This window comes from Yoonia sp. I 8.24 (assembly GCF_022096995.1).
Classification (GTDB): domain Bacteria; phylum Pseudomonadota; class Alphaproteobacteria; order Rhodobacterales; family Rhodobacteraceae; genus Yoonia.
On record NZ_JACXGQ010000004.1, the window covers coordinates 368,965 to 395,001 of the forward strand.

23 protein-coding genes are annotated in these 26,037 nt (G+C 54.1%); 11 read left to right on the forward strand and 12 right to left on the reverse strand.

Annotated elements, in window-relative coordinates:
* Positions 1–19: 19 nt before the first annotated feature.
* Entirely contained in the window at positions 20–847 is an 828-nt protein-coding gene (locus Yoon_RS10395) for a sulfite exporter TauE/SafE family protein (RefSeq protein ID WP_238112138.1), read from the forward strand.
* Here the strand turns inward: Yoon_RS10395 and Yoon_RS10400 are convergent.
* The 7 genes from Yoon_RS10400 to Yoon_RS10430 form a co-directional block, all read right to left on the reverse strand.
* On the reverse strand, positions 840–2,027 hold the full coding sequence (locus Yoon_RS10400; protein ID WP_238112140.1) for an MFS transporter: 1,188 nt from the start codon (positions 2,025–2,027) through the stop codon (positions 840–842). The genes Yoon_RS10395 and Yoon_RS10400 overlap by 8 nt on opposite strands.
* 80 nt (positions 2,028–2,107) lie before the next feature.
* Positions 2,108–2,962, reverse strand: coding sequence for an ABC transporter permease (locus Yoon_RS10405; RefSeq protein ID WP_238112141.1), 855 nt, complete (start codon positions 2,960–2,962; stop codon positions 2,108–2,110).
* Positions 2,963–3,823 carry an ABC transporter permease gene (locus tag Yoon_RS10410; protein WP_238112142.1) on the reverse strand — a complete coding sequence of 287 codons (861 nt, stop codon included), beginning with the start codon at positions 3,821–3,823 and terminating at the stop codon, positions 2,963–2,965. It abuts the gene before it with no gap.
* Positions 3,824–4,924 carry an ABC transporter ATP-binding protein gene (locus tag Yoon_RS10415; RefSeq protein WP_238112143.1) on the reverse strand — a complete coding sequence of 367 codons (1,101 nt, stop codon included), beginning with the start codon at positions 4,922–4,924 and terminating at the stop codon, positions 3,824–3,826. It abuts the gene before it with no gap.
* A gap of 71 nt (positions 4,925–4,995) precedes the next feature.
* Positions 4,996–6,057 (reverse strand): extracellular solute-binding protein, encoded by a 1,062-nt coding sequence (locus Yoon_RS10420; RefSeq protein WP_113775247.1) that lies wholly within the window; start codon positions 6,055–6,057, stop codon positions 4,996–4,998.
* A 263-nt stretch (positions 6,058–6,320) separates the two neighbouring features.
* Positions 6,321–7,664, reverse strand: coding sequence for a ferric reductase-like transmembrane domain-containing protein (locus Yoon_RS10425; protein WP_238112144.1), 1,344 nt, complete (start codon positions 7,662–7,664; stop codon positions 6,321–6,323).
* Between the two features lie 123 nt (positions 7,665–7,787).
* On the reverse strand, positions 7,788–8,813 hold the full coding sequence (locus Yoon_RS10430) for a LacI family DNA-binding transcriptional regulator (RefSeq protein WP_238112145.1): 1,026 nt from the start codon (positions 8,811–8,813) through the stop codon (positions 7,788–7,790).
* A 167-nt stretch (positions 8,814–8,980) separates the two neighbouring features.
* Here Yoon_RS10430 and Yoon_RS10435 point away from each other — a divergent pair, with 167 nt between their 5' ends.
* From Yoon_RS10435 to Yoon_RS10445, 3 genes are all read left to right on the forward strand, one after another.
* A complete protein-coding gene (locus Yoon_RS10435; protein ID WP_238112146.1) occupies positions 8,981–10,510 on the forward strand; it encodes a sugar ABC transporter ATP-binding protein in 1,530 nt (509 codons plus the stop codon).
* Complete coding sequence (locus tag Yoon_RS10440) at positions 10,503–11,510, forward strand: ABC transporter permease (RefSeq protein ID WP_238112147.1); 1,008 nt, start codon at positions 10,503–10,505, stop codon at positions 11,508–11,510. The genes Yoon_RS10435 and Yoon_RS10440 overlap by 8 nt, the downstream gene beginning before the upstream one ends.
* A 93-nt stretch (positions 11,511–11,603) precedes the next feature.
* Positions 11,604–12,557: a substrate-binding domain-containing protein gene (locus tag Yoon_RS10445; protein ID WP_238112148.1), complete on the forward strand. Its 954-nt coding sequence runs from the start codon at positions 11,604–11,606 to the stop codon at positions 12,555–12,557.
* An 82-nt stretch (positions 12,558–12,639) separates the two neighbouring features.
* Here the strand turns inward: Yoon_RS10445 and Yoon_RS10450 are convergent, their stop codons facing one another.
* Positions 12,640–14,832: an NADP-dependent isocitrate dehydrogenase gene (locus tag Yoon_RS10450; protein WP_238112149.1), complete on the reverse strand. Its 2,193-nt coding sequence runs from the start codon at positions 14,830–14,832 to the stop codon at positions 12,640–12,642.
* Between the two features lie 272 nt (positions 14,833–15,104).
* On the opposite strand from Yoon_RS10450, the gene Yoon_RS10455 reads away from it, so the two are divergent.
* The gene (locus tag Yoon_RS10455) at positions 15,105–15,395 is read left to right on the forward strand and encodes a hypothetical protein (RefSeq protein WP_238112150.1); all 291 of its coding nucleotides are present in this window, start codon (positions 15,105–15,107) and stop codon (positions 15,393–15,395) included.
* Positions 15,396–15,490: 95 nt separating this feature from the next.
* Here Yoon_RS10455 and adh read toward each other — a convergent pair whose 3' ends face one another.
* The 4 genes from adh to Yoon_RS10475 form a co-directional block, all read right to left on the reverse strand.
* Positions 15,491–17,011 (reverse strand): aldehyde dehydrogenase, encoded by a 1,521-nt coding sequence (gene adh / locus Yoon_RS10460; RefSeq protein ID WP_238112151.1) that lies wholly within the window; start codon positions 17,009–17,011, stop codon positions 15,491–15,493.
* A gap of 127 nt (positions 17,012–17,138) precedes the next feature.
* Positions 17,139–18,272 carry an MFS transporter gene (locus tag Yoon_RS10465; RefSeq protein ID WP_238112152.1) on the reverse strand — a complete coding sequence of 378 codons (1,134 nt, stop codon included), beginning with the start codon at positions 18,270–18,272 and terminating at the stop codon, positions 17,139–17,141.
* A gap of 21 nt (positions 18,273–18,293) precedes the next feature.
* The gene (locus Yoon_RS10470; protein WP_238112153.1) at positions 18,294–19,049 is read right to left on the reverse strand and encodes a DeoR/GlpR family DNA-binding transcription regulator; all 756 of its coding nucleotides are present in this window, start codon (positions 19,047–19,049) and stop codon (positions 18,294–18,296) included.
* 66 nt (positions 19,050–19,115) lie between these two features.
* The gene (locus tag Yoon_RS10475; RefSeq protein WP_370642156.1) at positions 19,116–20,078 is read right to left on the reverse strand and encodes a helix-turn-helix domain-containing protein; all 963 of its coding nucleotides are present in this window, start codon (positions 20,076–20,078) and stop codon (positions 19,116–19,118) included.
* Between the two features lie 156 nt (positions 20,079–20,234).
* On the opposite strand from Yoon_RS10475, the gene Yoon_RS10480 reads away from it, so the two are divergent.
* The 6 genes from Yoon_RS10480 to Yoon_RS10505 all read left to right on the forward strand — a co-directional run bounded on the left by Yoon_RS10480 (position 20,235) and on the right by Yoon_RS10505 (position 25,922).
* Positions 20,235–20,903 (forward strand): Crp/Fnr family transcriptional regulator, encoded by a 669-nt coding sequence (locus Yoon_RS10480; RefSeq protein ID WP_238112154.1) that lies wholly within the window; start codon positions 20,235–20,237, stop codon positions 20,901–20,903.
* A gap of 90 nt (positions 20,904–20,993) precedes the next feature.
* Positions 20,994–21,206, forward strand: coding sequence for a DUF2892 domain-containing protein (locus Yoon_RS10485; RefSeq protein ID WP_238112155.1), 213 nt, complete (start codon positions 20,994–20,996; stop codon positions 21,204–21,206).
* A gap of 23 nt (positions 21,207–21,229) precedes the next feature.
* Complete coding sequence (locus tag Yoon_RS10490) at positions 21,230–22,111, forward strand: MBL fold metallo-hydrolase (protein ID WP_238112156.1); 882 nt, start codon at positions 21,230–21,232, stop codon at positions 22,109–22,111.
* Between the two features lie 15 nt (positions 22,112–22,126).
* A complete protein-coding gene (locus Yoon_RS10495) occupies positions 22,127–23,800 on the forward strand; it encodes a bifunctional protein tyrosine phosphatase family protein/NAD(P)/FAD-dependent oxidoreductase (RefSeq protein WP_238112157.1) in 1,674 nt (557 codons plus the stop codon).
* Positions 23,801–23,825: 25 nt separating this feature from the next.
* Positions 23,826–25,529, forward strand: a complete 1,704-nt coding sequence (locus tag Yoon_RS10500) for a SulP family inorganic anion transporter (protein ID WP_238112158.1) — start codon at positions 23,826–23,828, stop codon at positions 25,527–25,529.
* A gap of 219 nt (positions 25,530–25,748) precedes the next feature.
* On the forward strand, positions 25,749–25,922 hold the full coding sequence (locus Yoon_RS10505) for a hypothetical protein (protein WP_238112159.1): 174 nt from the start codon (positions 25,749–25,751) through the stop codon (positions 25,920–25,922).
* The last annotated feature ends 115 nt before the right edge of the window (positions 25,923–26,037 follow it).

The following is a 26,037-nucleotide window of genomic DNA, read 5'->3' on the forward strand; positions in this document are numbered from 1 at the left end:
TTAGCCCTCTAGGATCAAAATGACTGACATAACAACACTACAGATCGCGCTCATCTTGGGCGGCGTCATCCTTGCCTCTATCACGGCTGGTATCTTGGCAGGCTTGCTAGGCGTCGGCGGTGGGATCGTCTTGGTCCCTGTACTCTTTTGGATTCTGTCATTTACAGATTTCCCACCTGCCCTCTCGATGCATATGGCGGTGGCGACATCGCTTGCGACGATCATCTTCACTTCTGTTTCCTCTGCGCGGGCCCACAACACGCGTGGCGCCGTTGATCGCGACCTCTTGTGGCAATGGGGGCCGGGGTTGGTTATCGGGGCTTTGGCAGGTGGATTGCTCTCGCAATTTATTGACGCCGACGGGCTGCGGCTCATTTTCGGGGGGATCGCTGTTTTGGTCTCTATCAACATGCTGCTGCCGCGCACATTGATCATTTCGCCCGCACTACCAAAGGGCTGGGTGCCGAATGGGATCATATCCTTGGTGACCGGCGTTTTCTCGGCGCTGATGGGGATTGGTGGTGGCACATTGTCCGTCCCGCTTCTTAGCGCGTTTTCAGTCGACATACGGCGCGCCGTTGGCACGGCTTCGGCCTTTGGGTTCTTGATTGCCGTGCCCGCCGGAATCGGATTTATCATATCGGGCTGGGGTGTGCCTGACCGCCCGCCGTTTTCGCTTGGTTATATTAACTATGCGGCGGCTGCGATCATCCTGCCCTTCACTGTTGGCTTCGCGCCCTTGGGGGCCAAATTGGCGCATGCCGTCGGTACCGTCTGGATCAAGCGCGCCTTTGCCCTCTTTTTAATGATCACCGCGTTTCGGATGCTGGCATCATTCTTTAGCTAAGGCGTCTGGGGTCTGGGATCAGCACATAGGTTGCAATGGCCGCGCAAAGACATATGGCCATTGCCAGAAAGCTCCACCACCCACCAAAAGTTTGGGTCATCCATGCGAACATAAACGGGGCTGATGCATTGATCCCCATCTGCACGAATGAAATCCAGCCCAGTCGCGCACCATAGCCTTTTGACCCAAACAGCGCGAGCGGCAAGGTACCGCGTGCAATCGTTTTGATCCCATCGCCCATCCCATAAAGCGCGGCAGCAAGGACCACCCCGACGAGCGTGAAACCCAGCGATAACAAGATCGCGAAACCGGCCAGCATCAGGCCAAGCGCCAAAATATAGGTGAAAAGCGGATACATGTTGCGGCTGACCAGCATTTCGAAAAAGCGACCCACTGTCTTAAACGGACCGATGACCGCGCCCGCAAGCGCAGCCATGGCCGCCGTGTGGCCAATATCTTGGACATTCGTGACCCACAGCGTCATCATGGCCCCCATGATGTAGCCAGAAAAGACGAATGAGATAACCATCCAAAGCATCCCGCGTTTTCGCGCCTCGCCTTGGAGTTCGGGCCAATCGTGGCTGTCTGCTGTACTGCGGACAGTATGGTCATTTTCTGCGCCGCCAAGCACATAAAGATGCACAGGCACCGTCACAATTAGATAGGCAACGCCCAAGATTATCCACGTCGCCTCCCATCCGAACCGATTGAAAAGCGCGAGCGTGAGCGGCCAAAAAATCGTTGAGGCCACACCGCCAAACAGCGTGATCACAGAGATTGATCGCTGCGCCGGGATACCCACCGCAAGCCGCGCCACAGAGGCAAATGCCACGTTGTACAGCACGAACATACCTGCGCCCTCGGCCAAAAGGATCGCCAAGAACAGCCCAATTCGCCCTTCGACAAATGACAGCAAACACAACGATATTCCAGCAATCAGCGAGCCTAGGGTCATCACCCAGCGCCCGCCAAATCGGTCAACCAATGTGCCTGCAATGGGCGACACCAGCCCGCCAAAAAACAGGCCCAACGACAAGATGCCAAAGACTTCGGATAGCGACAGGCCAAGATCCGTCGCCATATGCGGCAACAGAACCGCATAGGCATACATCAAACAGCCGTAGCCCATGATTTGAGAAACCCCAAGGCCGATGGCTGGGACGTAGTCGCGATTGATCATCTTACAAGCATTCCATGATCGACGCGTTTCCGGGCATTTGCGCTCTCATCATCAACGCGTTTATCAAAAGCACAGCTAGATCATTCTTTGCTGCGTTGAAACAGCAATGCAAGCAGCCCGAGCGCTGCAGAGATGATCATCAGCAACAGTGACACTGCGTTCAGAACGGGTGTTGACCCGTGCTTAAGCTTGTCAAACATCGTGATCGTTAGTGGTGAATCTGACCCGACTAGCATCAATGTCGTGTTGAAGTTCTCAAAGCTCATCAACACGGCCACAACGCCTGCGCCCATGATTGCGGGGAACAAAAATGGCAACGTGACCTGCCGCACGGCACCCCATTTGGACGCCCCAAGGTTCAGCGCCGCCTCTTCAAGACTGGGATCAAACTTTTGTAGGCGCGCTGAAATGACCAGCGTTGCAAATGTCGTGATGAAGGAAAACTGCCCCAAGATCACCAACAATAGCCCGGGGCGGAGCCCGTCGAACCACATATTCGTCGCGTCTTCGAGTGTGTTGGCGACCGAGCTTGCAAACACAAGGATCGAAATCCCCAAAATCACACCCGGAATGATCAGGGGCAGCAGCATCAGGATATACAGAAAACCCTTGCCCCGAAAGTCATGCCGCACAAATAGGAAAGCGTTGCAGGTGCCGACGAACACCGCAAGCCCCGCGACCCACATGGCCACAAAGGCCGATGTGCCAATCGCGCGCATGATAGAGCGTTCATTGAACACGCCGATAAACGGCGCTTCGGTTCCGAAGAACCAGGCCATTGTGAACCCTTCCCATGGAAGCGATGGAAAGACGCTGTCGTTAAACGCAAAGACGCAAACGACCGTCAGCGGCAGCGCAAGGTAGATAAAGAACAGCGTCACATAGGCCCGATATGACCATTTGAGCACATTCGTTTGGGGGATTGTCGGGATCATCTAGCGCCCCATCGTTTCAGTCAGCGATTGCCGCGACAGTTTCAGGCCAAGGAAAACGATGGTGGACGATAGCGCCAAGAGCAGAAAGCCAAACGCCGATCCAAGTTCCCAGTTAAAGCGGGTGATAAACTGCGTATAAATCAAACCGGTGAACCACAGGCTATCTTTGCCACCCAGCAAAATTGGAGTCAGATAGTTGCCGAGTGACAGCATGAACACCACGATGCAGCCCGACACGATACCCGGCATCGCATGCGGGATCACGATTTCGCGCATGATGGAATAGCCCGTTCCCCCCAGATCATAACCGGCTTCGATCAGACTATCGTCGAGACTATCAAGCGTGGTGACAAGCGGCACAATCATGAACAGGATCGACGTATAGACCAGCCCAACCATGATCGCCCCGTCGTTATACAAAAACTCGACCGGGCCACCGATCACGCCAGTGTATTGCAAGAAATTCGACAGCACCCCAGTTTCACGCAGCAAGATCATCCAGCCGAATGTACGGACCAATTCCGACACCCAAAACGGGATCAGGCACATCAAAAACAGCGTGGTCTTTGTGCGCCCGCGCGTCAGCTTAGCGATGTAATAGGCGACCGGAAACCCAAGCACGAGCGTCAGGATTGTTGTGAAAATCGACATGAACGCCGTGCGCGCAAAAGTCCGCCAATAAAGCGGTTCGTTAAAGAAGACCGCATAGTTGCCAAGGCCGGTTTCATATTCGCGCACACCGATTTTTTCGCTAATCGACACCATGAACAACCCAATATGCGGCAGCACGATCAGGGTGATTAACCATAGCATCAGTGGCATCAGCAGCAGGTAAAACCCAAGTTTGGATTTATCGGTCATCTATGTGCCCTCGGTCGCGAAACAGCGGGCTTGGGCCGGATCCCAATCGGCGAAAACAGTGTCACCCTTGCCCAATCCCAGCAGATCGCCGGTCTGTGGCAGGGTAACTTGCAATGTCTCGCCAGATTGCGGTTCACGCAGCAGGACCATGCTATTGGCCCCGTTGAACAGAACGCTATCCACGATGCGCGGGATTGTGTTCGGGTTATCTGTTGGCGCCGTCTTCGAAAGCGCAATCGCCTCTGGGCGCACAAATATTTGGGCGTCTGCACCGATGCTTGGGGTGCCGTGCATAGCTTGCGCGCTGAGTTCAGCGCCGCCATTTGTCGTTACTGTAACGCGCTGACCGTCAATCCCCATAACCTTGCCCGAAAATTTATTCGCATCACCAACGAACCCGGCGACAAAAGCGTTCGCCGGTTCGTAGTACAGTTCTTTAGCCGTGCCAATTTGGTCAAACCGGCCTTTGTTCATCACAGCGATATTGTCGCTCATGACCAAGGCTTCGGATTGGTCGTGGGTGATATAAACAAAAGTCGTGTTGAATTCGGCTTGCAAAGATTTGAGTTCGATTTTCATATGCTCGCGCAGTTTCAGATCCAGCGCGCCCAGCGGTTCATCAAGCAACAAGACATCAGGTTCCAGCACCATGCAGCGGGCGATGGCAACGCGTTGTTTTTGACCGCCCGACAGTTGATCAACTTGGCGGTCCTCGATCCCCGGCAGGCCAACACGTTCCAAGACCCGACCTACACGCGTCTTAATCTCAGAAGCCGGAACACCGCGCTGGCGCAAGCCAAAGCCGACGTTCTTGCCAATATTCATCATCGGAAAGAGCGCGAGGTGCTGAAAAACCATCGACACAGGTCGCTTGCTAGGGCCGACGTCAATCATCGATTTACCTTTGATCAGCAAATCGCCACTGGTCGGGAATTGAAAACCCGCGATCATCCGCAAAAGCGTGGTTTTCCCACAGCCGGACGGTCCAAGGATAGAAAAGAACGACCCTTGCGGGACTTCAAAGCTCACCTGATCGACGGCGCGAAAATCATCAAAGTCTTTGGTTAAGTCTTTGCACACAAGGTCAGCAGGTGTCGTCATCGGTTTTGGTCGTCCTATAATAGCGACGAAGGGCGCAAAACGCGCCCCTCGCATTCATCGTTTTAGCTGGCTTAGTTGGACGCGTTGATACGGTCCAATGTTGCGCCCTCAAGGGCTTCTAGGCCAGCAGGCACGGGTGGGTACCATTTGATGTTGTCGATTGCAGCTTGATCAAAGCTGCCTTGGTAACGCGCTTTGAGTTCCGCGCTCACTTCGGCATCACCATCGACAGCTGCGGTAAAGTTGCCGGCAGTGTTTGTGATCATTGATGCGATTTCTGGACGCATCACAAAGTTGATCCAATCATATGCCGCCTCATCTGCACGACCACGGGCAGGCAGAACGAATGTATCGATCCAGCCCAGCGCACCGGCTTCTGGCGCAACAAATGTGATGTCCGCATTGTCAGCATTCAGCTGCCAGCCGCCTGTATCCCACGCCATTGCGGCAACAACTTCGCCTGAACGCAACAGGTTCTTGATCTCGTCGCCGCCATCCCAATAGGTTTTTACGTTGGGCTTACATTCGATCAGCGCGGCCTCAACTTCGTCCAGAATGCCTTGATAAGCGTCCGCATCTGAATAAGCCGCAAAAGGGTCGAGCCCCATTGAATAGGCGAAGCCGATCAGCGTTGGGCGCTTCAGGCGGTAAGATACGCTACCGGCAACGGATGCGTCACATAGGTCTGTGTAGTCCGTGACTTGGCCAGCTTCGGCCGTATTCACAACCAAACCGCTTGTACCCCAAACATGTGGCAAACCGTAAACTTCGCCTTCATATGTGGTGTTTGCAGCAGTCGCTTCCAGCATGGATGGAATGAATTGCGCGGCGTCTACCATGGACATGTCCAAGGGTTTGTAGATACCGAATTCTTCTTGGGCGCTTGCGATCCGATCTTGGCTAGGCTGGGCAAGATCAAAACCGCCGCCGTTTGTCGCGCGTAGTTTCGCGATCATTTCTTCGTTGTTTGATGTCGTCACTTCAACAGTGTGGCCTGTTTCTGCCTCAAACAGCGCAATTACGTCTTCCGGTGCATAACCACCCCATGTCAAAAGACGCAAAGTTTCAGCCGATAGGCTGGTTGTCGACAAAGCGGCTACAAGAACCGTCGCTGGTGCTAATCCAAATTTCATATCAGAATTCCGTTTGTTTGTGGGTGATTGCGGCCAAGGTGGCCAGCAAAGCAGAGAAAGTGCATATGCTTAGCTTGTGAAACTTTTGCGACAGTTTCAAATGAAATCTTGACCGTTCGGTAAATACAACCGTTGGTGGTAAAGCTGCCGGAAGCCACCCAATTGCGGCAGTTCGGTAACAAATCAGCTCATCGTGATCGCCCTGGGAAGACGGCCAATGCGTGGCGGTCTTCCCTTCGAATGCCTATAACAAGGCCCAACCATTACCGCATGTTGAACAACTCTTGATGGAACGCACCCGAGGCAAGCCCCTCTGCGACAAGGTCTTTGCGTAATGCCTGCCCAAATCCGGCTGGGCCGCAGAACCAGACGCTTGAAGATTGCCAATTTGGCACCATTTCGCGCAGGCGCGCGCCGGTCAAAGGTCCGTCTTTGCTATCAACGACCAGATGTAGGGTGACACCGGCCGCTGCTGCGTCTGCTTTTAAGAGTTCCAACGCCTCGGGTGCAATTTCGTTGATGCTATGGATTAAGTCGATAGTCTTGGTGCCGGGCGTCATCGCCATTTGCTTCATCCGCGCGATGAATGGCGTAATGCCGATACCGCCTGCAATCCAAATCTGGCGCTCTTTTGTACAATGGAAAGTAAAGCGGCCGTATGGCCCTTCGACTTTTGCTTCGCCACCTACCGTCAATTTCTCAGGAAGAAAGTTGGTGTAATCTCCCAGCCCCTTCGAGATAAACATGATATTGCGCGTCGCCGGGTCCCAAGCCGAAGCCATGGTGAAAGGATGCTTGCCTTCGCGCCGGTCAAACGTGACGAAGGAAAACTGACCGGCCTCGTGCCCCTTCCAGCCCTCGTCCATATGGATCTCGATCTCGGTGACACGCATTTCAGTGAAGGTACGAATCCTAGAAATCGTACCCGGAACAAGACGATTGCGGCCAATCTGGCGGGTCAACGACAGCACCCCAGAAACCACCCCGCCGATCATCAATAGGGCGACCACGCCCCCAACGGGCTGCGTCCAAAAATCGAAATCCATCAACACCGCGGCGTGGAAAACCAGCACGAGATATGCGATCGCGATCAGCATATGCGTTGAAACAAAAATCTTGTAAGGGAATCGTTTAATCAATGCGAGGATGATCAGAATTCCCGCCCCATAAAAAGCCCACTCTCCCAACGTCTCAGCGGTGCCACGTTGGCTGTTAAAGAATGTTTGGATTGCGCCTAAATCCGGGATGCCTTCAGGTCGCTGCCCTCGTTCCGGGGTCCCCATAATTCCCCATGAAACCATCCACTTTGGCCCTTTGGCGGCAACCCAATGGACAACCGACGTGGTCAGCGCCGCGATCCCAAGCCACTTGTGTAGACGGTAAGATTTATCAAGCCCGTTTAACCAAGGCTCGACCCAATGCATTCGCGTTGCGAGGATCATTGCGACACTCATCGCGCCGATACTTAGAACGCCAGAATACTGCACCAAAAGATTGCGCAGGGCGATAAAGTTCAGCTCTTCGGGGAAAGGTAGGTTTGCAAAAAGCCACAGGGCGCTGAGGCCCACGAGAATTACCCAAAGGGTGATTTTAATCTGTTTCATCATGATACCTTTATGGAAACGCGATCTTAGGCACTTGAATCATGCCGATTATCCCACTGATACGTCGAAACCACGAAATTCCGTTTGATCTAAAACAAAATACGCCACAAATGGCTGTTGAACGAACTATGTTTTGACCGCAGCGCAGGAATTGCGCACGATCAAATCACCGTGCAGTTCGCTTGTCGCCACAGCGGTTGCCGGATCGCCAAGTCGGTCAAGCAACGCCGTCATCGCGTATTCGCCGATTTGGCTGCGGGGTTGGCGAATCGTCGTTAAGGATGGCGTGATATTGTTCGCGAACGGGATATCATCAAATCCCACAACAGACATATCGTGTGGCACATCATAGCCACGATCTTGGAGCGCGCCGATCACACCGATGGCAGTGTTATCGTTAAAACAAAAAAATGCCGTCGGCAGCGTGTCGCGAATAAACAGGCGTTCCACTGCAGCCCGACCACCCAAACTGGTGCCGTCGCCGTCTACTTTCCAAATTGACATCGGCTCTGACGATTGGCTTAGGGCTTCGCAATATCCTTTCAGCCGCCGTTCCGTCAGGACTGATCCCTTTGGCCCGGCGACATAGACAATCCGCCGATGCCCAAGCGACATTAGATATTCGGTCGCTATCCGCGAAGCCGATTGATCATCAGTACAGACATAACTGATATTGGGGTGATCAACCGGGGTTGCTGCAGCCACCGTTGTGGGGATCAGAGTTTTCGAATTGTCAGGCCATCCGGCGACGGGCAGATGCCCCGTCAACAAGATCAGCCCATCAGCGGTCCCTGCTGATAGAAAGCGCAGATATTTTTCTTCGACGGCAACATCGCCTTCAGTATTCCCGATCAGCACGCCATAGCCGCGCGTGTTCGCGACTTTTTCAAGCCCTGTTAAGATACCCGGAAAGTTTGGATCTGAGATCGATTCCGCTAAGACCAAAACCATATGCGACCGCTGTCGACGCAGGTTCTGCGCCATCGCATTTGCTGTATAGCCTGTACGCGCGATCGCAGCGGTCACCTTTTTGCGGGTACTATCGGCGACTTTTTCAGGCTTAGAAATCGCGCGCGACACCGTTGCAATCGACACTTCGGCAAGCCGCGCGACATCTTCAATCGTTGCTGGTTTCTTCGGTGGGGGTTGCACGTAATTTCTTTACCATTTGCGCAGCACAGGGTTCAGCCAAGGGCCTAGAACCCCGAAAGCTCTGACAAGATAGCCAATATTTCCGCGAATGAAAACCTTTACATGAGATCGTGTAAAGGTTTACATGGGATTCGTTGCGGGAGGCAACACATGACCAGGGAGGGTCTATGGTGGTCGAAAGTCCGATGGCATCGGATGGGTTGCTTTGCGCGGATTCGCTGAGCAAGTCCTTTGGAACAGTGCCTGTATTATTTAGTGTCAGCTTCTCGCTACGAGCGGGCGAAGTGCATGCGCTGATCGGCGAAAATGGCGCGGGAAAATCAACACTGATGAAAATCATGTCGGGTTTTCATAACCCCACATCAGGGCGCATCATTTATGACGGCAAACCTGTCACCCTGCCCCCAAATGGCGGAGCAGAGGCGCTCGGAATCGTCCTTATCCACCAAGAGCTGAACCTCTCGGAACAGATGACCGTGACAGAGAACATCTTTTTGGGTCGCGAAATCGCAAAACATGGCATTCTTGATCGACCAGCGATGACCGCCCGTGTTGTTCAGCTTCTGGCCGATGTCGGTCTGAATATTTCACCTGACACACGCATTTCGGAGCTATCCATCGCGCAAAAACAAATGGTCGAAATAGCTAAAGCCATGAGCCGCAACGCCCGCGTGTTGATAATGGATGAGCCGACTGCTGTGCTGACCGAAGCCGAAACGAATATCCTGTTTAAGCAGGTGAACCGACTGCGTGACCAAGGCGTAGCGATCATGTTCGTCAGCCATAAGCTGCACGAGGTAAAAGAGATTTCTGACCGCGTCACCGTGTTGCGCGACGGCCAATGGATCGGGACTAGTGCCACGAGCGATCTGAATCTTGATGACATGGCGCGCATGATGGTGGGCCGGGAATTATCGGACCTCTATCCGCCGGTGAATGAACCAAATGTCGATGCGGATATCGCGCTAACGGTCAATGGGCTACATACCAAAAACATAACAGATATCTCGTTTGAACTGCGACGCGGTGAAATCTTGGGGTTTTCTGGGCTTGTAGGGTCTGGCCGCACCGAGGTGTTCGAAGCCGTCTGTGGGCTGACCCCAATGCAGGCCGGGACGATCACCACCTTTGGTAATGAAATACGGTTTGCATCGGTAGCACAGGCGCGTGATGCGGGAATCGTCTATCTGACGAAGGACCGCAAAGGTAGGGGGCTGCTGCTTAACGAAGGGATGCAGACAAATCTGACGTTGCTTGCCCTACCCCAATTCGCCAATCGCTTGATGTTGGATCGCAAAAAAGAAGCCTTTGCCCTGACCCGCGCCGTCCGCCGTTTTGACATCCGTGCCCGTGACCCCAATGTGCGCGCCAAAGATATGTCTGGCGGCAACCAGCAAAAACTTCTTTTGGCCAAGGTGATGGAAGCCGACCCAAAGATCGTCATCATTGATGAACCGACCCGCGGGATCGACGTGGGCACGAAACAGCAAATCTATCATTTCATTGCCGCGCTTGCAGCCGAAGGCGTGTCTATTGTCGTGATCTCGTCCGATATGCCCGAAATCATCGGCATCAGCCACCGTGTCATCATCATGCGCGAAGGCCAGATCGCAGGCACTGTTTCGGGCCGCGATATCAACGAAACACAAATTGTACGCTACGCCGCAGGGCTGAACGAGGAGACCATTCATGCCTGAATTAGCCCAAACGGATGCCACTATTCGCAAACCAAAGATCGACCTAAAAATGTACGGCCCGGCGATTGCGCTGGTGATCCTTTGCATCATCGGGTTTTCGCTTAACACCGCGTTTCTAAGCGAAGGTAATATCACCAACCTGCTGACCCGCTCTGCCTTTATCGGGATTATTGCGGTTGGCGCGACATTTGTGATTACCGCCGGGGGGATCGACCTATCGGTTGGTTCGATGGCCGCCGCGATCGCGGGCATCATGATTATTTTGATGAATGCTTTAGTTGATATTTTGGGAACGGGCGTATTGACCGTTGCCGTTGGGGCGGGCTGCGCCGTGCTTTTAGGGGCGCTCGCAGGACTGGCAAACGGGTTACTGACCACCAAGGGCAAGATCGAAGCCTTTATCGTGACGCTTGGCACAATGGGGATTTTCCGGTCATTGGTGACCTATTTCGCGGACGGCGGCACGCTATCGCTGAATTTCGACATTCGCGGCACTTACCGCCCGGTCTATTACGACAGCCTGATCGGCGTACCGATCCCGGTTTGGGTGTTCATCATCGTCGCGATTTCGGGCTGGTTTTTGATGAACCGCACCACATTTGGCCGCTATTGCACTGCGATTGGGTCCAATGAACATGTCGCCCAGTATTCCGCGATCAACGTCAACAAGATCAAAACTTGGACCTATGTGATCCAAGGGCTTTGCGTCGCACTTGCTACCGTCATCTATGTGCCGCGCCTTGGGTCGGCGTCATCGTCAACCGGGGTATTGTGGGAGCTAGAAGCAATCGCAGCGGTGATTATCGGCGGCACGGTTCTTAAGGGCGGCTATGGCCGGATTGGCGGCACAATCTTGGGCGCGCTGATTTTAACGACAATTGGCAACATCCTCAACTTTACCGACCTGATCTCAAACTATCTAAACGGCACGATGCAAGGTCTGATCATCATTATCGCCGTTTGGTTACAACGTGCAGATTGGGGCAAATCGAAAGACTAACCAACGACCACGCGCAGCGGAGGAGACATTGCGCGTGCCAACTCGCCCCATAACACAGGGCATTCACCAGCAAAATCTCATGGGAGGGATAAAATGCAATTCGGAAAGATAATCGCTGCGGGCCTTATTAGCGCGCTCGCATTTGCAGGGGCTGCGACGGCCCAAGACACTATCAAGATCGGCGTTTCATACCCAACGCCGACACATGCTTGGGCTGCCGGCATGAACTGGCACGCCGAACAGGCCGAAGCCCGGCTTGAAGCGCTTTATCCTGATGTCGATCTGATCCTCATCAACTCGCCTGATCCTGCGGCCCAAGCCAGCGCGCTTGAAGATCTGGTGTCTATTCACGGCATCGACGCGCTTGTTGTACTGCCATTTGAATCAGAGCCGCTGACCGATCCGGTTCTGAACGTCAAAGATAGCGGCGCGCTGATCACTGTGGTTGACCGTGGGCTTAGCCAGCCGGGCATCGAAGACATCTATGTTGCGGGCAACAACCCGGAATTGGGTCGCATTTCAGCGCAATACATGATGACCCGTTTGGAAACCGGCGATAACATCGTCATTCTGCGCGGCATCCCTACGATCATCGACAATGAGCGTTTTGATGCGTTCATGGCTGAGATCGAAGGATCCGGCATCAATGTTCTGGACCACAAGCACGCGAATTGGAACCGCGATGATGGTTTCGAAGTCATGCAAGACTTCCTCAGTCGCTTCCCAGATATCGACGCAGTTTGGGCGCAGGATGATGACATCGCTATCGGTGTTGTTGCGGCGCTTGAGCAGGCTGACCGTGCAGGCGACGGCATGTTCGTTGTTGGCGGCGCTGGCATGAAAGAAACCATTCGCGGCATCATGGATGGCAACGAGCTGGTCCCAGTTGACGTGCTGTACCCGCCGTCAATGATCGCAACGGCGATGGATGTGACTGTGGCTGCGTTTAAATCGAACGGTCCGGTGGCGGGTCGCTACATTCTTGGCGCGACATTGATCACCCAAGAAAACGCGGAATCTTTCTACTTCCCAGATTCACCATTCTAAGCGCGTCATCATTTATACGACGAGCATAAAAAAGGGCCGCGCTGTCGATCTGACAGCGCGGCCCAAAAATTATTATGCGATCTTATTGATCGATAATCGCGTTCAAGGTCGCTGATGGGCGCATCGCCGCAGCGGTCTTGACGGGATCTGTGCGGTAGTATCCACCAAGATCAACGGCTGGGCCTTGGGCGGCTGCAAGCTCTGCCAAAATATCAGCTTCGCCTTCGGCAAGTGCTTTTGCAACTGGCGCGAAATACTCTGCCAATTCTGGATCGCTGTTCTGGCGCGACAGGGCTTCGGCCCAATAGCGTGCGAACCAATAGTGGCTGTTGCGGTTGTCTGGCTCACCAACCTTACGAGACGGCGAACGGCCATCGTCCAAGATGCCTTGTGTCGCGGCATCCACCGCTTGGCCCAAGACGCGCGCTTTTTCATTGCCCTTCTGTTCAGACAAGAACGTCAGGCTTTCGCCCAGCGCACAGAACTCACCAAGGCTGTCCCAACGCAGGTGGTTTTCTTCGGCCAGCTGTTGCACGTGTTTCGGTGCGGAGCCACCAGCCCCCGTTTCAAACATGCCGCCGCCGTTCATCAGTTTCACGATGGACAGCATTTTAGCAGATGTGGCAAGTTCCAAGATTGGGAACAGATCGGTCAAATAATCGCGCAGCACGTTGCCGGTGATGGCAATGGAATCTTGTCCCTTCGTGATTGTCTCAAACGAAGAGCGTGTCGCCGCCCGTGGCGTCATGATGTCGAACTTATCGGCAACGCCGCGCGCTTCGAGGATCGGCTTCACATAGGCGATAAGTTCTGCGTCATGCGCACGATCTTCATCAAGCCAGAAAATAGCGTTGCAGTTTTCGGTCTTCTGACGGTCAATCGCGAGGTTCACCCAATCTTCGATCGGTGCCTTACGTGTCGAGGCAGAGCGCCAAATGTCGCCAGCTTCGACTGTGTGCGCGTGCAATACGGTGCCGTCTTCGAGGATCAATTTGACTGTACCAGCTTCTGGCACTTCAAACGTTGTCGGGTGAGACCCGTATTCTTCTGCTTTTTGCGCCATCAAACCAACGTTTTGTACTGTGCCAGCAGTCGCTGGGTTCAGTTTTCCGTTCTCTTTGAAGAAGTTGATCGATTCATCATAGATCGGTGCATAGGAATTATCTGGGATCACACAATTTGCGTCTGATTCTTTGCCATCCGGGCCCCAGCCCTTGCCGCCAGCACGGATAAGCGCGGGCATAGACGCGTCAATGATCACGTCTGATGACACGTGCAAGTTGGTCAGCCCCTTGTCACTGTCGACCATATACATTGGTGGACGTGCTGCGATGCAGGCATCAATGTCAGCAACGATTTCTGCGTTGTCTTTCACGCGTGCCAGCAGATCACCCAGACCAGAGTTAGGGTTCACACCAAGCGCTGTAAGCGCATCACCGTGGGCTTCAAATACCGGCGCAAGAAAGGCTTTGACTGCGTGACCAAAGATGATCGGGTCAGACACTTTCATCATTGTTGATTTCAGGTGCAGCGAAAATAGTGTCCCGTCTGCTTTGGTCTTTTCGATTTCAGCAGCCAAAAAGTCCTGAAGTGCGGCGACGCTCATGAATGTCGCGTCAACCACGGTGCCCGCTGGGTAGCTTAGGCCATCCTTAAGAACGATTTCACCGTTTGCGGTTTCAAGAACGATTTTAGCAGTCGTTTCTTCGGCAAGCGTTGCCGATTTTTCATTCGAGAAGAAATCGTTGCCAGACATGGACGACACGTGCGTCTTGCTGTCTGCAGCCCAATCACCCATGCGGTGCGGGTTGTTTTGCGCAAAGTTCTTGACGGCCTTCGCAGCGCGACGATCAGAGTTACCTTCGCGCAGCACAGGGTTCACGGCTGACCCTTTGATCGCGTCATATTTTGCACGCGCGTCTTTTTCGGCGTCGGTTTGTGGCGCCTCGGGGTAGTTCGGCACCGCGAAACCCTTTGACTGCAATTCCGTGATGGCACCAACCAATTGCGGCACAGAGGCCGAGATATTTGGCAGTTTGATTACATTGGCATCAGCCGTTTTCACCAGTTTGCCAAGTTCAGCCAGATCATCAGATTGACGCTGATCTTCGGTCAGATTGTCGGGGAAAGCCGCCAAGATACGGCCCGCAAGGCTGATGTCCTTGGTGCCAACGGACACGCCTGCGGCGGCCGCGAATTTTTGGATGATGGGCAAGAATGACGCAGACGCCAGTTCAGGGGCTTCGTCGACTTTGGTGTAGATGATATCTGACATAGGAACCTCTTGTGATTGAGTTGCCTTGCTCCATAGCCGATGTCACCGCCATCGTCCACAGTATACCGCTGCATACGGAACGGGAATTACGTAAGCCTAAATCGAACTGTTCAAATCTTAAGGCTCTCAAAAAACCTCACTAACCACAAACAAACTGACATGGAAATCCAACGCGCGGCGTGTAGGCAGCACGAACGACGTTGTGCTAAACTGTTTTTGGTGGAGCTATATTTTTAAGTTCACGGATTCGACGCAAAGATACTCGGTACTCAATGAAAACGATACAAATCATAGACGGTGCAGAAAACTGTGCATACGATTGCTTTCTCGCGGATGACGAGCTGTTCGAAGCGATATTCCCAGAAAATGGTCAGGATATCGAATTTATTGAGGATTTCTTAGAAAGAGTGTCAGATGGCAGTTGCGATAGCCTATTCGCGCTGATGTGGGAGCGGCGCGTACCAAAGAAAGGTATAAAAGGGATAGATGGTAGCTTGTACTATGAGCTTCTAGGTAAGAAGAAATTCTACCCAAACAAGCGTGACAGTGATCTGAAGCGATAGGGGCGAAACATGAAACCATAGCATTGAAGCGTAGCTTCTATCCGTTCCCTGATAACAAACAGGCAGCCGCGAAAACGCAGCTGCCGTTATTGCTTCTAGAAGAAACCCAATTTGTTGGGGTTATAGCTGACCAGCATGTTTTTGGTCTGCTGGTAGTGGTCCAACATCATTTTGTGGTTTTCACGTCCAACGCCGGATTGCTTGTATCCGCCAAAGGCCGCGTGCGCCGGATAGGCGTGGTAGTTATTGACCCAGACGCGCCCGGCTTCGATCCCGCGTCCAAAGCGGTAGCAGGTGTTCATATCGCGCGACCACACACCGGCGCCAAGCCCGTACATCGTGTCATTTGCGATTTCCATTGCTTCGGCTTCGTCCTTAAAGGTCGTCACCGATACAACCGGGCCAAAGATTTCCTCTTGGAAGACCCGCATCTTATTGTGGCCTTTCAGGACAGTCGGCTGGATGTAGAACCCGTTTTCAAGGTCGCCATCCATTTGCGCAGCTGCGCCACCCGCCAGAACCGTCGCACCTTCTTCGACGCCGATTTGCAGATACGACAAAATTTTGTCCTGCTGTTCACGGCTTGCTTGGGCGCCAAGCATCGTGTCTGGCAAACGTGGATCACCTTGCTTAATTGCCTTCACCCGCGCAATCGCTCGTGCGATGAATTCTTCGTAGATGTCTTCTTGGATCAGCGCGCGGCTTGGGCTTGTGCAAACCTCGCCTTGGTTGAATGCAAACAACACAAAACCTTCGACCGCTTTGTCCAAGAACGCGTCATCCTTAGCCATGACATCCGAAAAGAAGATGTTCGGCGATTTGCCCCCCAGTTCCAATGTCACGGGGATTAGGTTTTCTGTCGCGGCTTGCATGATTTTACGGCCGGTCGCGGTGGACCCTGTAAACGCGATTTTTGCAATCCGTGAAGATGATGCCAGTGCTGCGCCCACTTCACCGCCATATCCGTTGACAATATTCAATACGCCGTCGGGCAATAGATCTGCGATCAGCTCTGCCACAACCATTATCGCGGCTGGGGTTTGTTCGGCGGGTTTGATGACCACGCAGTTGCCCGCAGCTAGTGCTGGGGCCAATTTCCAAGCGGCCATCAAGACCGAGAAATTCCAAGGGATGATCTGTCCAACGACGCCAAGCGGTTCATGAAAGTGGTAGGCGACCGTGTCGGCGTCAATTTCTGACATCGCGCCTTCTTGGCCGCGCAACGCCCCTGCGAAATACCGAAAATGGTCCGCAGCGAGCGGAATATCTGCCGCCATCGTTTCGCGGATCGGCTTGCCGTTGTCCCATGTCTCAGCGGTCGCAATCAGTTCTAAATTCGCGTCGATAACATCCGCGATTTTCAACAAGATGTTGGACCGATCGGTGACAGATTTCTTGCCCCACGCATCTTTGGCCGCATGTGCCGCATCCAGCGCCAGATCAACGTCTGCCGCATCAGATTGCGCAATTTCGCATACCGGATTGCCGGTAATAGGCGTTATATTATCAAAATAGCGCCCATTTACTGGCGGCACGAATTTGCCGCCGATAAAGTTATCATAGCGGTTTTTAAACGGAGAGCTAAACTGCTGCTCTGTCTGTGTCATCTCATTCATAATTTTTTCCTCCAAGCCCAGGTCCTCCACCCGGGTTCGAGAAAGCTAACGGCGATGTGATTACCGCGTATATGGGTGAAACGAGATAGCCAACGTAACCTGTATCAGAACTGAGACAATGGCAGGACTAGATGCGCACGACCCGTGCAGCGGTCAGCGGAACCAGCGCCATCAGCAGCGCCAAAAGCCCAAACGCGATCTGCAGATTTGAGGCATCCGCCACGAAACCAACCAATGCAGGCCCAAGCAAAACCCCCGCATAGCCCGTTGTCGTGACCGAAGCGATTGCAAGGCCCGGCGGCATGACTTTCTGCCGCCCCGCAGCGCTAAACACGATGGGCACGATATTTGCTGCCCCCACCCCAATGAACACAAACCCAGCTAGCGACAGGATCGACAAGGGCGCTGCCGCCACCAGTAGAATGCCAAAAATTGTCAGAATCCCACCAATGAACAACACCCGAAACTCGCCCAGCGCCGTCACAATCCGGTCGCCGGTTAGCCGCGCGATCACCATCGCAATAGAAAATAGGATATAGCCGATACCCGCAGATGCCTCTGAAACCACGTCGCGATCAATGATCAGCAACGCCCCCCAATCCAAAACGGCCCCCTCGACCAGAAACGTCACCGCCGCCAACGCAGCAAGCAAAAGAACGATACCATGCGGAATGGTATAGGGTTCTGGCGCATCACCGCTGACGGCCAACAACCGAGGGCTCGCAAACAAGATCGCCGCGAGCGCAATCGCCGCGCCAACCAGCCCCGCTACCACGACAGAGGCGCCAACCGATAAAAGCCCGGTTGTCAGCATCGCCCCAAAGAAACCGCCAACACTGAACTGCGCATGAAATCCGGACATGAGCGAGCGGCCCTCTTTGCCTTCGATCTCGGCGCCATGCAGGTTCATCGCGACATCAATTGTTCCAAGCGCAGCCCCAAACAAAAACAACGCAGCCCCAAGGGAAACCGGTGATCCCGCAAGCACAAGGACAGGCAAAAACGCAACCAATCCAAGGCCCCCCAAAAGCACCATGGGCCGCGCCCCACGGCGCGCCGCGATCACCCCGGTGATTGGCATCGCAATAATCGATCCCAGCCCAAGACAAAGCAATATCACGCCAAACTGGCCTTCATCAGCACCGACATTTGCTTTGATAAAGGGAAAGAGCGGCGCGCAGCAGGCCATGGTGAACCCGGCAACAAAGAATGCAACCCGCGTTGCAAGGCGCGCAGGCGCTGTAGCGGAATAATCAGTCAATGAATGTCCTAACTTTGACGGTTATGCGTGTATGAATGTTGTGCCCGCGTCTGAAAACGGTGCGGTCAATCTGTGATCCGCGTCGGTGATCACCGCGTCGATCTGATCGAGGGGCAACGTATGATGTCGCGCGCGGCGGCCAATCTTTTGCGCCCCGGTGACAACGATCGTGCGTGCGGCGGCAGCGTGCATCGCTTGTTTCATTTGCGATTCTGCGTGGTCATCGCTGCTCAGCCCGAATGAAGTATCAACACCGCAAGCCCCCAAGATGGCGATATTCGCAGAGACCACGCCCGTCTGAAGCTGGGCATGGTCCCCGACGGCAATACCACCACGCGCGCTAAGCGTGCCACCAATCAAAAACACCGCAATCGCGTGTTCCTGGCAGGCAATCGCAACCCAAGGCGATGGCGTGATAACCAAACGGTTTGCAACGCCCGCAAGCTGCGGGATCAATGACAATGTCGTCGCGCCGCCGTCCATCAATAGCGTTGGCGCATCGCCAATCTCGCGAATTGCGGCGCGGATGATTGCAGGGTTGACTGCATCGGCGGCATTTATGCGTGCATGTAGCGGATCAGCTGGGCGCGCAATCGGCATTGCGCCACCGCGCACGCGCTGGGCCAAACCGTTTGCCTCAAGCGCAAGTATATCCCGCCGGATCGTATCCAGCGACACATCGAATTCTTTCGCGACATCGGTCGCGACAATCTGGCACCCAGCATCCAATCGCTGCGCGAGGAGACGTTGTCGGGTATCCGGAATATTTAGGTCCATGCAAATTCCCGCATAATGTTGCAGAATCATGCATAGAGCGATTTTAGGACTCGGTCAATGCCGGGGTTAGTCGCCAATCCCCAGCCGCTTCATCCGACGGTACAACGTAGCACGCCCCACGCCCAGCGCGCGCGCGGCCTGCGACACATTCCCATCCGCCCGGGCAAGCGCGCGCACGACGGCGGCGCGTTCGGCCTTGATGAAACCCGTCGGCCCCTCATCCCGGCCAAAGATATCAGACGCCGGACGCGGGCGTAGCGCGCCGATCAGCTCAAGCCCAAAGACCTTGCGCGCATTGCGCGTCGCCCCGACAACAATATCATCGGCATCCACGGCCAGTAGCGTCGCAATATCGGCGTCGCCGCTGTCGGCGACGATGATTCGGGCTTTCGGAAACGAAGCGCGAAAAAAATCGGATTCGATGGCCTTGGCGGTTTGCCCGACCATTGCGCCAATCAATTGGTTATAACTTTCGGTTTGATCAGCGCGTGCCGACGACACATCCAGCGCGGCTAACAGCCGCCCATCTGTACCAAAAATCGGCGCGTCCATGCAGCTCATCCCGATGTTGCGGGCAAAGAAATGCTCGTTGCGGTGAATCGTGATTTGCCGTTGCTCTGTCAGACATGTGCCGATGCCATTGGTACCCTCGGCGGCCTCGCTCCAATCAGCGCCGACACATAGCCCCCAATCGGAAAACGTGTCGCCGTCTGCATCTGTACAGCGTTGATCTAAAACAATTCCGGTTTCGTCTGTCAGCAAAACGCCGCAGCCCGAATTGCCCACCAACCCATACAAATGGTCCAGCTTCGGGGCGGCCACCATCATGAACCGATCATGCTTGCCGCGCCGGTCGTGCAGGTCTGTTGTATCGATACGGGTCACGCTGACATCATCTGCCGGATCAAGCCCATGGTGTTCCACCGACCGCCGCCAAGATGCCGCCAAAGCAGATCGCGCCGCCGCTGACCCTGAATGCACGGCACCCATAATCCTGTCGATATGTAACTTTTTCTCTGAAATGACCATTCCCCCCTCCCGTGGCTAGTGGTCGTCCTCCGCCCAGACAATAGCGCGCATGTGCGCAGATGTCTCGGTTTGTGTTTAGCGGGCTCACTATACAGTTTCTCGCTTCGGAACTAATACTAGGCCCAGAGGTTGCGATCAGGGTGGGACAAACAAGCAATGACGAACGAAAATTGGACGGCGCGATTTCCCGGACTTGCGCGGCTTTCCCCTGAAACCCAACAGATGTTGCAAGAAAAAAGCGTCGTGATCGATGTGCCCGCAAACACAACCATCTTTGGGCCCGGCAATTCGCCTGAAAACATGTTATTCTTGCTTGATGGCAGCGTGCGGGTACAGCAAGTGTCTGAAACCGGGCACGAAATTGTGCTTTACCGCATTCATGCGGGGCAAAGCTGTGTGCTGACCACGGCCTGTCTTTTGGCGTTCGAAGACTATTCCGCCGAAGGCATTTGCGAGACCGACATTTCCGCCGCAGCCGTTCCACGTGCGGTGTTTGATGATCTTGTTGCGCAATCAAAAGAGTTCCGCGATTTTGTCTTTGCTGCCTTTTCCAAGCGGATCACTGATCTGTTCTTGATGATCGACGAGGTCGCGTTTCAAAAGATGGATGTGCGGCTTGCCGATAAGCTGATCGCCCTTTCTGACGGCCAAGACACAATCGCGACGACGCACCAAAAACTATCCGTTGAACTGGGCACCGCCCGGGAGGTTGTCTCGCGTCAACTGCAAGAATTTCAACGCCGGGGCTGGGTCGCGCAAAGCCGCGGCTGCGTACACTTGATCCAGCGCAATGCGTTAGAAAACTTGGCGGGTTACAGTCGGTGACATAGATTTCGTTCACATGGTGACATTGTCACCGTCATCGCGCAGGCATCCCCTGTAGGTGATCCGTGAACAAAACACGGAGCCAAGAAAATGACTGCAAACGTTGGAACAATCGACCGCCTAGTACGCATCATCATTGGTGCAGCCCTGCTACTGCTGCCATTTATGAGCAGCTTCGCACTCTTCGAAAGCACCGCCGCGACGGTCATCGCCGTGGTCGCTGGCGTGATTCTGATCGCCACATCGGCGATGCGGTTTTGCCCGCTTTACCGCATCTTAGGCCTGCGCACCTGCCGGGTTTAAAACTGATTTTTGGAGAAACACCTATGACCTACCCCGTTGATATGAACGTCATTCCTGATGTGTCTGCGCATTTCGATGAAGCGACAAACACAATCAGCTATATCGTCAAAGACCCGTCTAGCGACCACTGCGCTATCGTCGATAGCGTCATGGACATCGACTATGCCGCCGGTCGGATCACCTATGATCACGCAGATGCGCTGATTAAAGAAGTCCAAGACCGTGGATTGACCCTTGATTGGATTATCGAGACTCACGTCCACGCGGACCACCTGTCGGCGGCCCCTTACATTCAGGAAAAACTGGGTGGTAAGATCGGCGTCGGCGACAAGATTTTGGTCGTGCAGGACACATTCGGGAAAGTCTTTAACGAAGGCACTGAATTTCAACGCGACGGATCACAGTTTGATGCGCTGTTTAAAGATGGCGACACTTATATGATTGGGAACATGCAAGTCGTTGCAATCTACACCCCCGGTCACACGCCTGCCTGTATGGTGCATGTTGCAGGGAACGCAACATTTACGGGTGATACATTGTTTATGCCCGACGGCGGGTCCGCCCGCGCAGATTTCCCGGGTGGGGATGCAGGTACGCTTTACGACAGCATTCAAAAAGTGCTCGCGCTGCCTGACGATATGCGCCTGTTCATGTGTCACGACTATGGCCCCAACGGGCGTGATATCGCGTGGGAAACCACGGTTGGTGACGAAAAATCCCACAACATCCACGTCGGTGGCGGCAAGTCACGCGAAGACTTCATCAAGTTCCGCACCGAACGCGATGCCGTGCTGGATATGCCCAAGCTGATTATCCCGTCTTTGCAGGTCAACATGCGCGCTGGCGACGTTCCGACCGACCCGGACGGGAACCCAATGCTTAAAGTCCCTGTAAACAAACTTTAATCGAGGAGCGCGACAATGGAATTGAACACCCTTACCGCTGGCGTCTCGGCCAGCCCACAAATCATGCCCGCTGATCTGCAAGTGATCAAAGATGCCGGTTTCCGGTCGGTCATTTGCAATAGGCCAGACGGTGAGGGTAGCGATCAGCCCACTTTCCAAGAAATCGCGAAAGCGGCCGAAACTCTTGGGATTGAGGCGGTCTATCAACCCATTGTCGCAGGCAAAGTCAGCGACGAAGACGCTGAAACATTCGGCAAATCCCTGAACGATCTGCCCGGTCCTGTGCTGGCCTATTGCCGCACGGGAACACGCTCCGCTACGCTTTGGTCATTGTCGCAAGCCGACAAACGCAGCGTGGCCGATATTCTCGCCGCGACCAAGACCGCAGGCTACGACATGGGCGGCGTTGTGCGCCGGATCGCCAATGGTGGCAAAACGCCAACTGACACGGGCGATGCCAGCTATGAGGTTGTGATCATCGGCGCAGGCGCAGGCGGCATTGCCGTTGCGGCCAGCCTGAAAGCGCGCAAACCTGATTTAGAAATCGCGATTATCGACCCTGCGGACGTGCATTATTACCAGCCCGGCTGGACAATGGTTGGCGGCGGTATCTTTGAGCCGCAACAAACCGCGCGCACGATGGGGTCACTGATCCCGCGCGGTGTGCACTGGATCCAAGCCGCAGTTGCCGCATTTGAGCCTGACAATAACGCGATCATTCTCGATGGCTGCCGCGTGGTGAAATACAGTCGCTTGGTCGTCACACCGGGGATTAAGCTTGATTGGAACAAAATCGACGGCTTGGTCGAGACTTTAGGCCAAAACGGTGTCACCTCAAACTATCGCTATGACCTAGCCCCTTACACTTGGAAACTTGTGTCCGGGATGATGTCCGGCCGCGCGATTTTCACGCAGCCCCCAATGCCGATCAAATGTGCCGGCGCGCCGCAAAAGGCGATGTATCTGTCGGGTGATGCTTGGTACCGGCGTGGTGTCCTGAAAGACATCGACATTCAGTTCAACAATGCTGGCGGCGTGCTATTTGGCGTCAAAGACTATGTGCCCGCGCTGATGGAATATGTTGAAAAATATGACGCCAACCTGAATTTCTTTCACAATCTTGTCGCGGTCGATGGCCCGGCAAAGAAAGCATGGTTTGACGTCGCAAAACCGGACACGCCCGTTGAACGGGTTGAGATGGATTTCGACATGATGCACGTTTGCCCTCCGCAGACGGCGCCTGACTTTGTGCGCGTATCGCCGCTGGCGGATGCCGCAGGTTGGGTTGATGTCGATCAGTTCTCGCTGCGCCACAAAACCTATGACAACATCTGGTCTCTGGGCGATGTGATGAACGCGCCAAATGCGAAAACCGCTGCCGCCGCACGTATGCAGGCCCCAGTTGTGGCTGACAATATGATCGCTGACATGCGCGGTGGTGCCCCTGTTGCGCAATACAACGGATATGGGTCCTGCCCATTGACGGTCGAGCGCGGCAAAATTGTCTTGGCTGAATTTGGCTATGGTGGCGCCTTGCTGCCCAGCTTCCCCAAGTTCCTTGTGGACGGGACCAAAGCCACCCGTGCAGCTTGGTTCCTGAAAGAAAAGATGCTTCCCCCGATCTACTGGAAAGGGATGCTCAAAGGCCGCGAATGGCTTGCCAAACCTGAAAAAATTACTGCCAAATAAACATCTGATCAAACCGAGCCCTATCATGTCCCTTGCCCGTTACCTGCCCATTCTTACCTGGGGCAAAGACTACACCCGCGAAACGCTATCTAACGATCTGATCGCGGCGGTGATTGTGACGATCATGCTGATCCCGCAATCGCTCGCTTATGCGTTGCTTGCCGGCTTGCCTCCTGAGGCAGGGCTTTACGCGTCTATCGCGCCAATTATCCTGTATACGGTATTTGGCACGAGCCGCGTATTGGCCGTGGGTCCGGTGGCCGTGGTATCGTTGATGACGGCGGCGGCACTTAGCAATATCGTCGAACAAGGCACGATGGGCTATGCTGTGGCGGCGCTTTCGCTGGCCGCGTTGTCAGGGATCATGCTTTTGGTGATGGGGCTGTTTCGGATGGGGTTTGTCGCTAACTTCCTGTCACACCCGGTTATTTCGGGGTTCATTACTGCGTCAGGGATCATCATCGCGGCAAGTCAGCTCAAGCATATTCTTGGCATTGATGCGCACGGTCATAACCTTTTGGACCTTGTCCTTTCACTTTTCCAACATTTACCCGAAACCAACGTGATCACGGCTGTTATCGGCGTCTTTGCGACCGCGTTTTTGTTCTGGGTCCGCAAAGGGTTAAAGCCGCTGCTGCAAAAGCTTGGGGTTGGCGCCACAATGACAGGCGTCGCCGTAAAGGCGGGCCCGGTGTTTGTCGTCGTTGCCACAACGCTCGCTGTTTGGCTGTTCGGACTTGGCGATCAGGGCGTCAAAATCGTTGGTGACGTCCCGCAAAGCCTGCCGCCGCTGACATTGCCTTCGTTCTCACCCTCACTTTTGGGGCAACTGCTTTTGCCTGCTTTCTTGATCTCGCTGATCGGTTTTGTGGAATCGATTTCAGTTGCGCAAACTTTGGCGGCCAAGAAAAGACAACGGATCGACCCTGACCAAGAACTGATAGGGTTGGGCGCGGCCAACATCGGCGCGGCATTCACTGGCGGTTTTCCGGTGACGGGCGGGTTTTCGCGGTCAGTCGTCAATTTTGATGCAGGTGCGCAAACCCCAGCCGCCGGAGCATTTACAGCTATCGGGCTTGCTATCGCAGCATTGGCATTGACCCCGTTGATCTTCTTTTTGCCAAAAGCGACACTTGCCGCGACCATCATTGTCGCCGTGCTTAGCCTTGTTGACTTCAGCATTCTAAAGCGGGCTTGGGAATACTCTCTTGCTGATTTTTCAGCCGTCTTGGCGACCATCGTGCTGACGCTCGCAATGGGTGTCGACGTCGGCGTTTCTGCCGGGGTTGTCCTGTCGGTCCTGCTGCACCTTTACAAAACATCGCGCCCCCATATCGCCGAAGTCGGGCTGATCGAAGGCACAGAGCATTTCCGCAACATCAACCGCCACGAGGTGCAAACCGATCCACGGGTAGTGTCACTGCGCGTTGATGAAAGCCTCTATTTTGCGAATGCGCGTTTCCTTGAAGACTTCATCCAAAACCGCGTCGCGGGCGACAAGAACGTGCGCCACGTGATCTTGCAGTGTTCTGCGGTAAACGACATCGATCTCAGCGCGCTCGAATCGCTTGAAATGATCAATACGCGGCTCGAAGAAATGGACGTTTGCCTACATCTGTCAGAGGTCAAAGGCCCTGTCATGGACAGATTGCGCGACCAACATTTCCTAAAGACACTGACTGGCAACGTTTATTTGTCGCAATTTGACGCACTTAACTGCATCAATTGATTGTGCGCAGCACAATACTGCGCGCGCTAGTTGCTCCACAAGCACCCTCAGTTGCATTCCCATGCCATGCTGCGCCATAACGCTTGCCAAGAGCGACTGGATGCCTACACTCTCCTAAGTTTTGTCATTAAAATTGAACCCATACTCCTTATTGCCGCCTCATTTTTACCGCGTTAAATCGTTACAGATAAGGCGTCGTTAGTCAGAAAGTATGTAGTTATGAACCAATCAACCCAACGCGTCGCCCCCCATGAAGCTGCCGCAAAGTCGTTTTATGGTCAAAGTGAAGAAGCATTTAATCAGCAAGTTGAACTGCTTGCCATTAATGATCCGCGTTTGATCGCTGTGTTTCAAAAAACGCGCGCCTTTTATCAAAATCTGGGCCAAAACTAGAAACGACCAAGATTCCTTTGTCTATATTGATCACAAGTGTCGCAATCGACCCATATTTCCTGAAAACCTCTTGACCTTTCCGACCCTGACGGGTTGAACGGCCTTCAGATTTTAT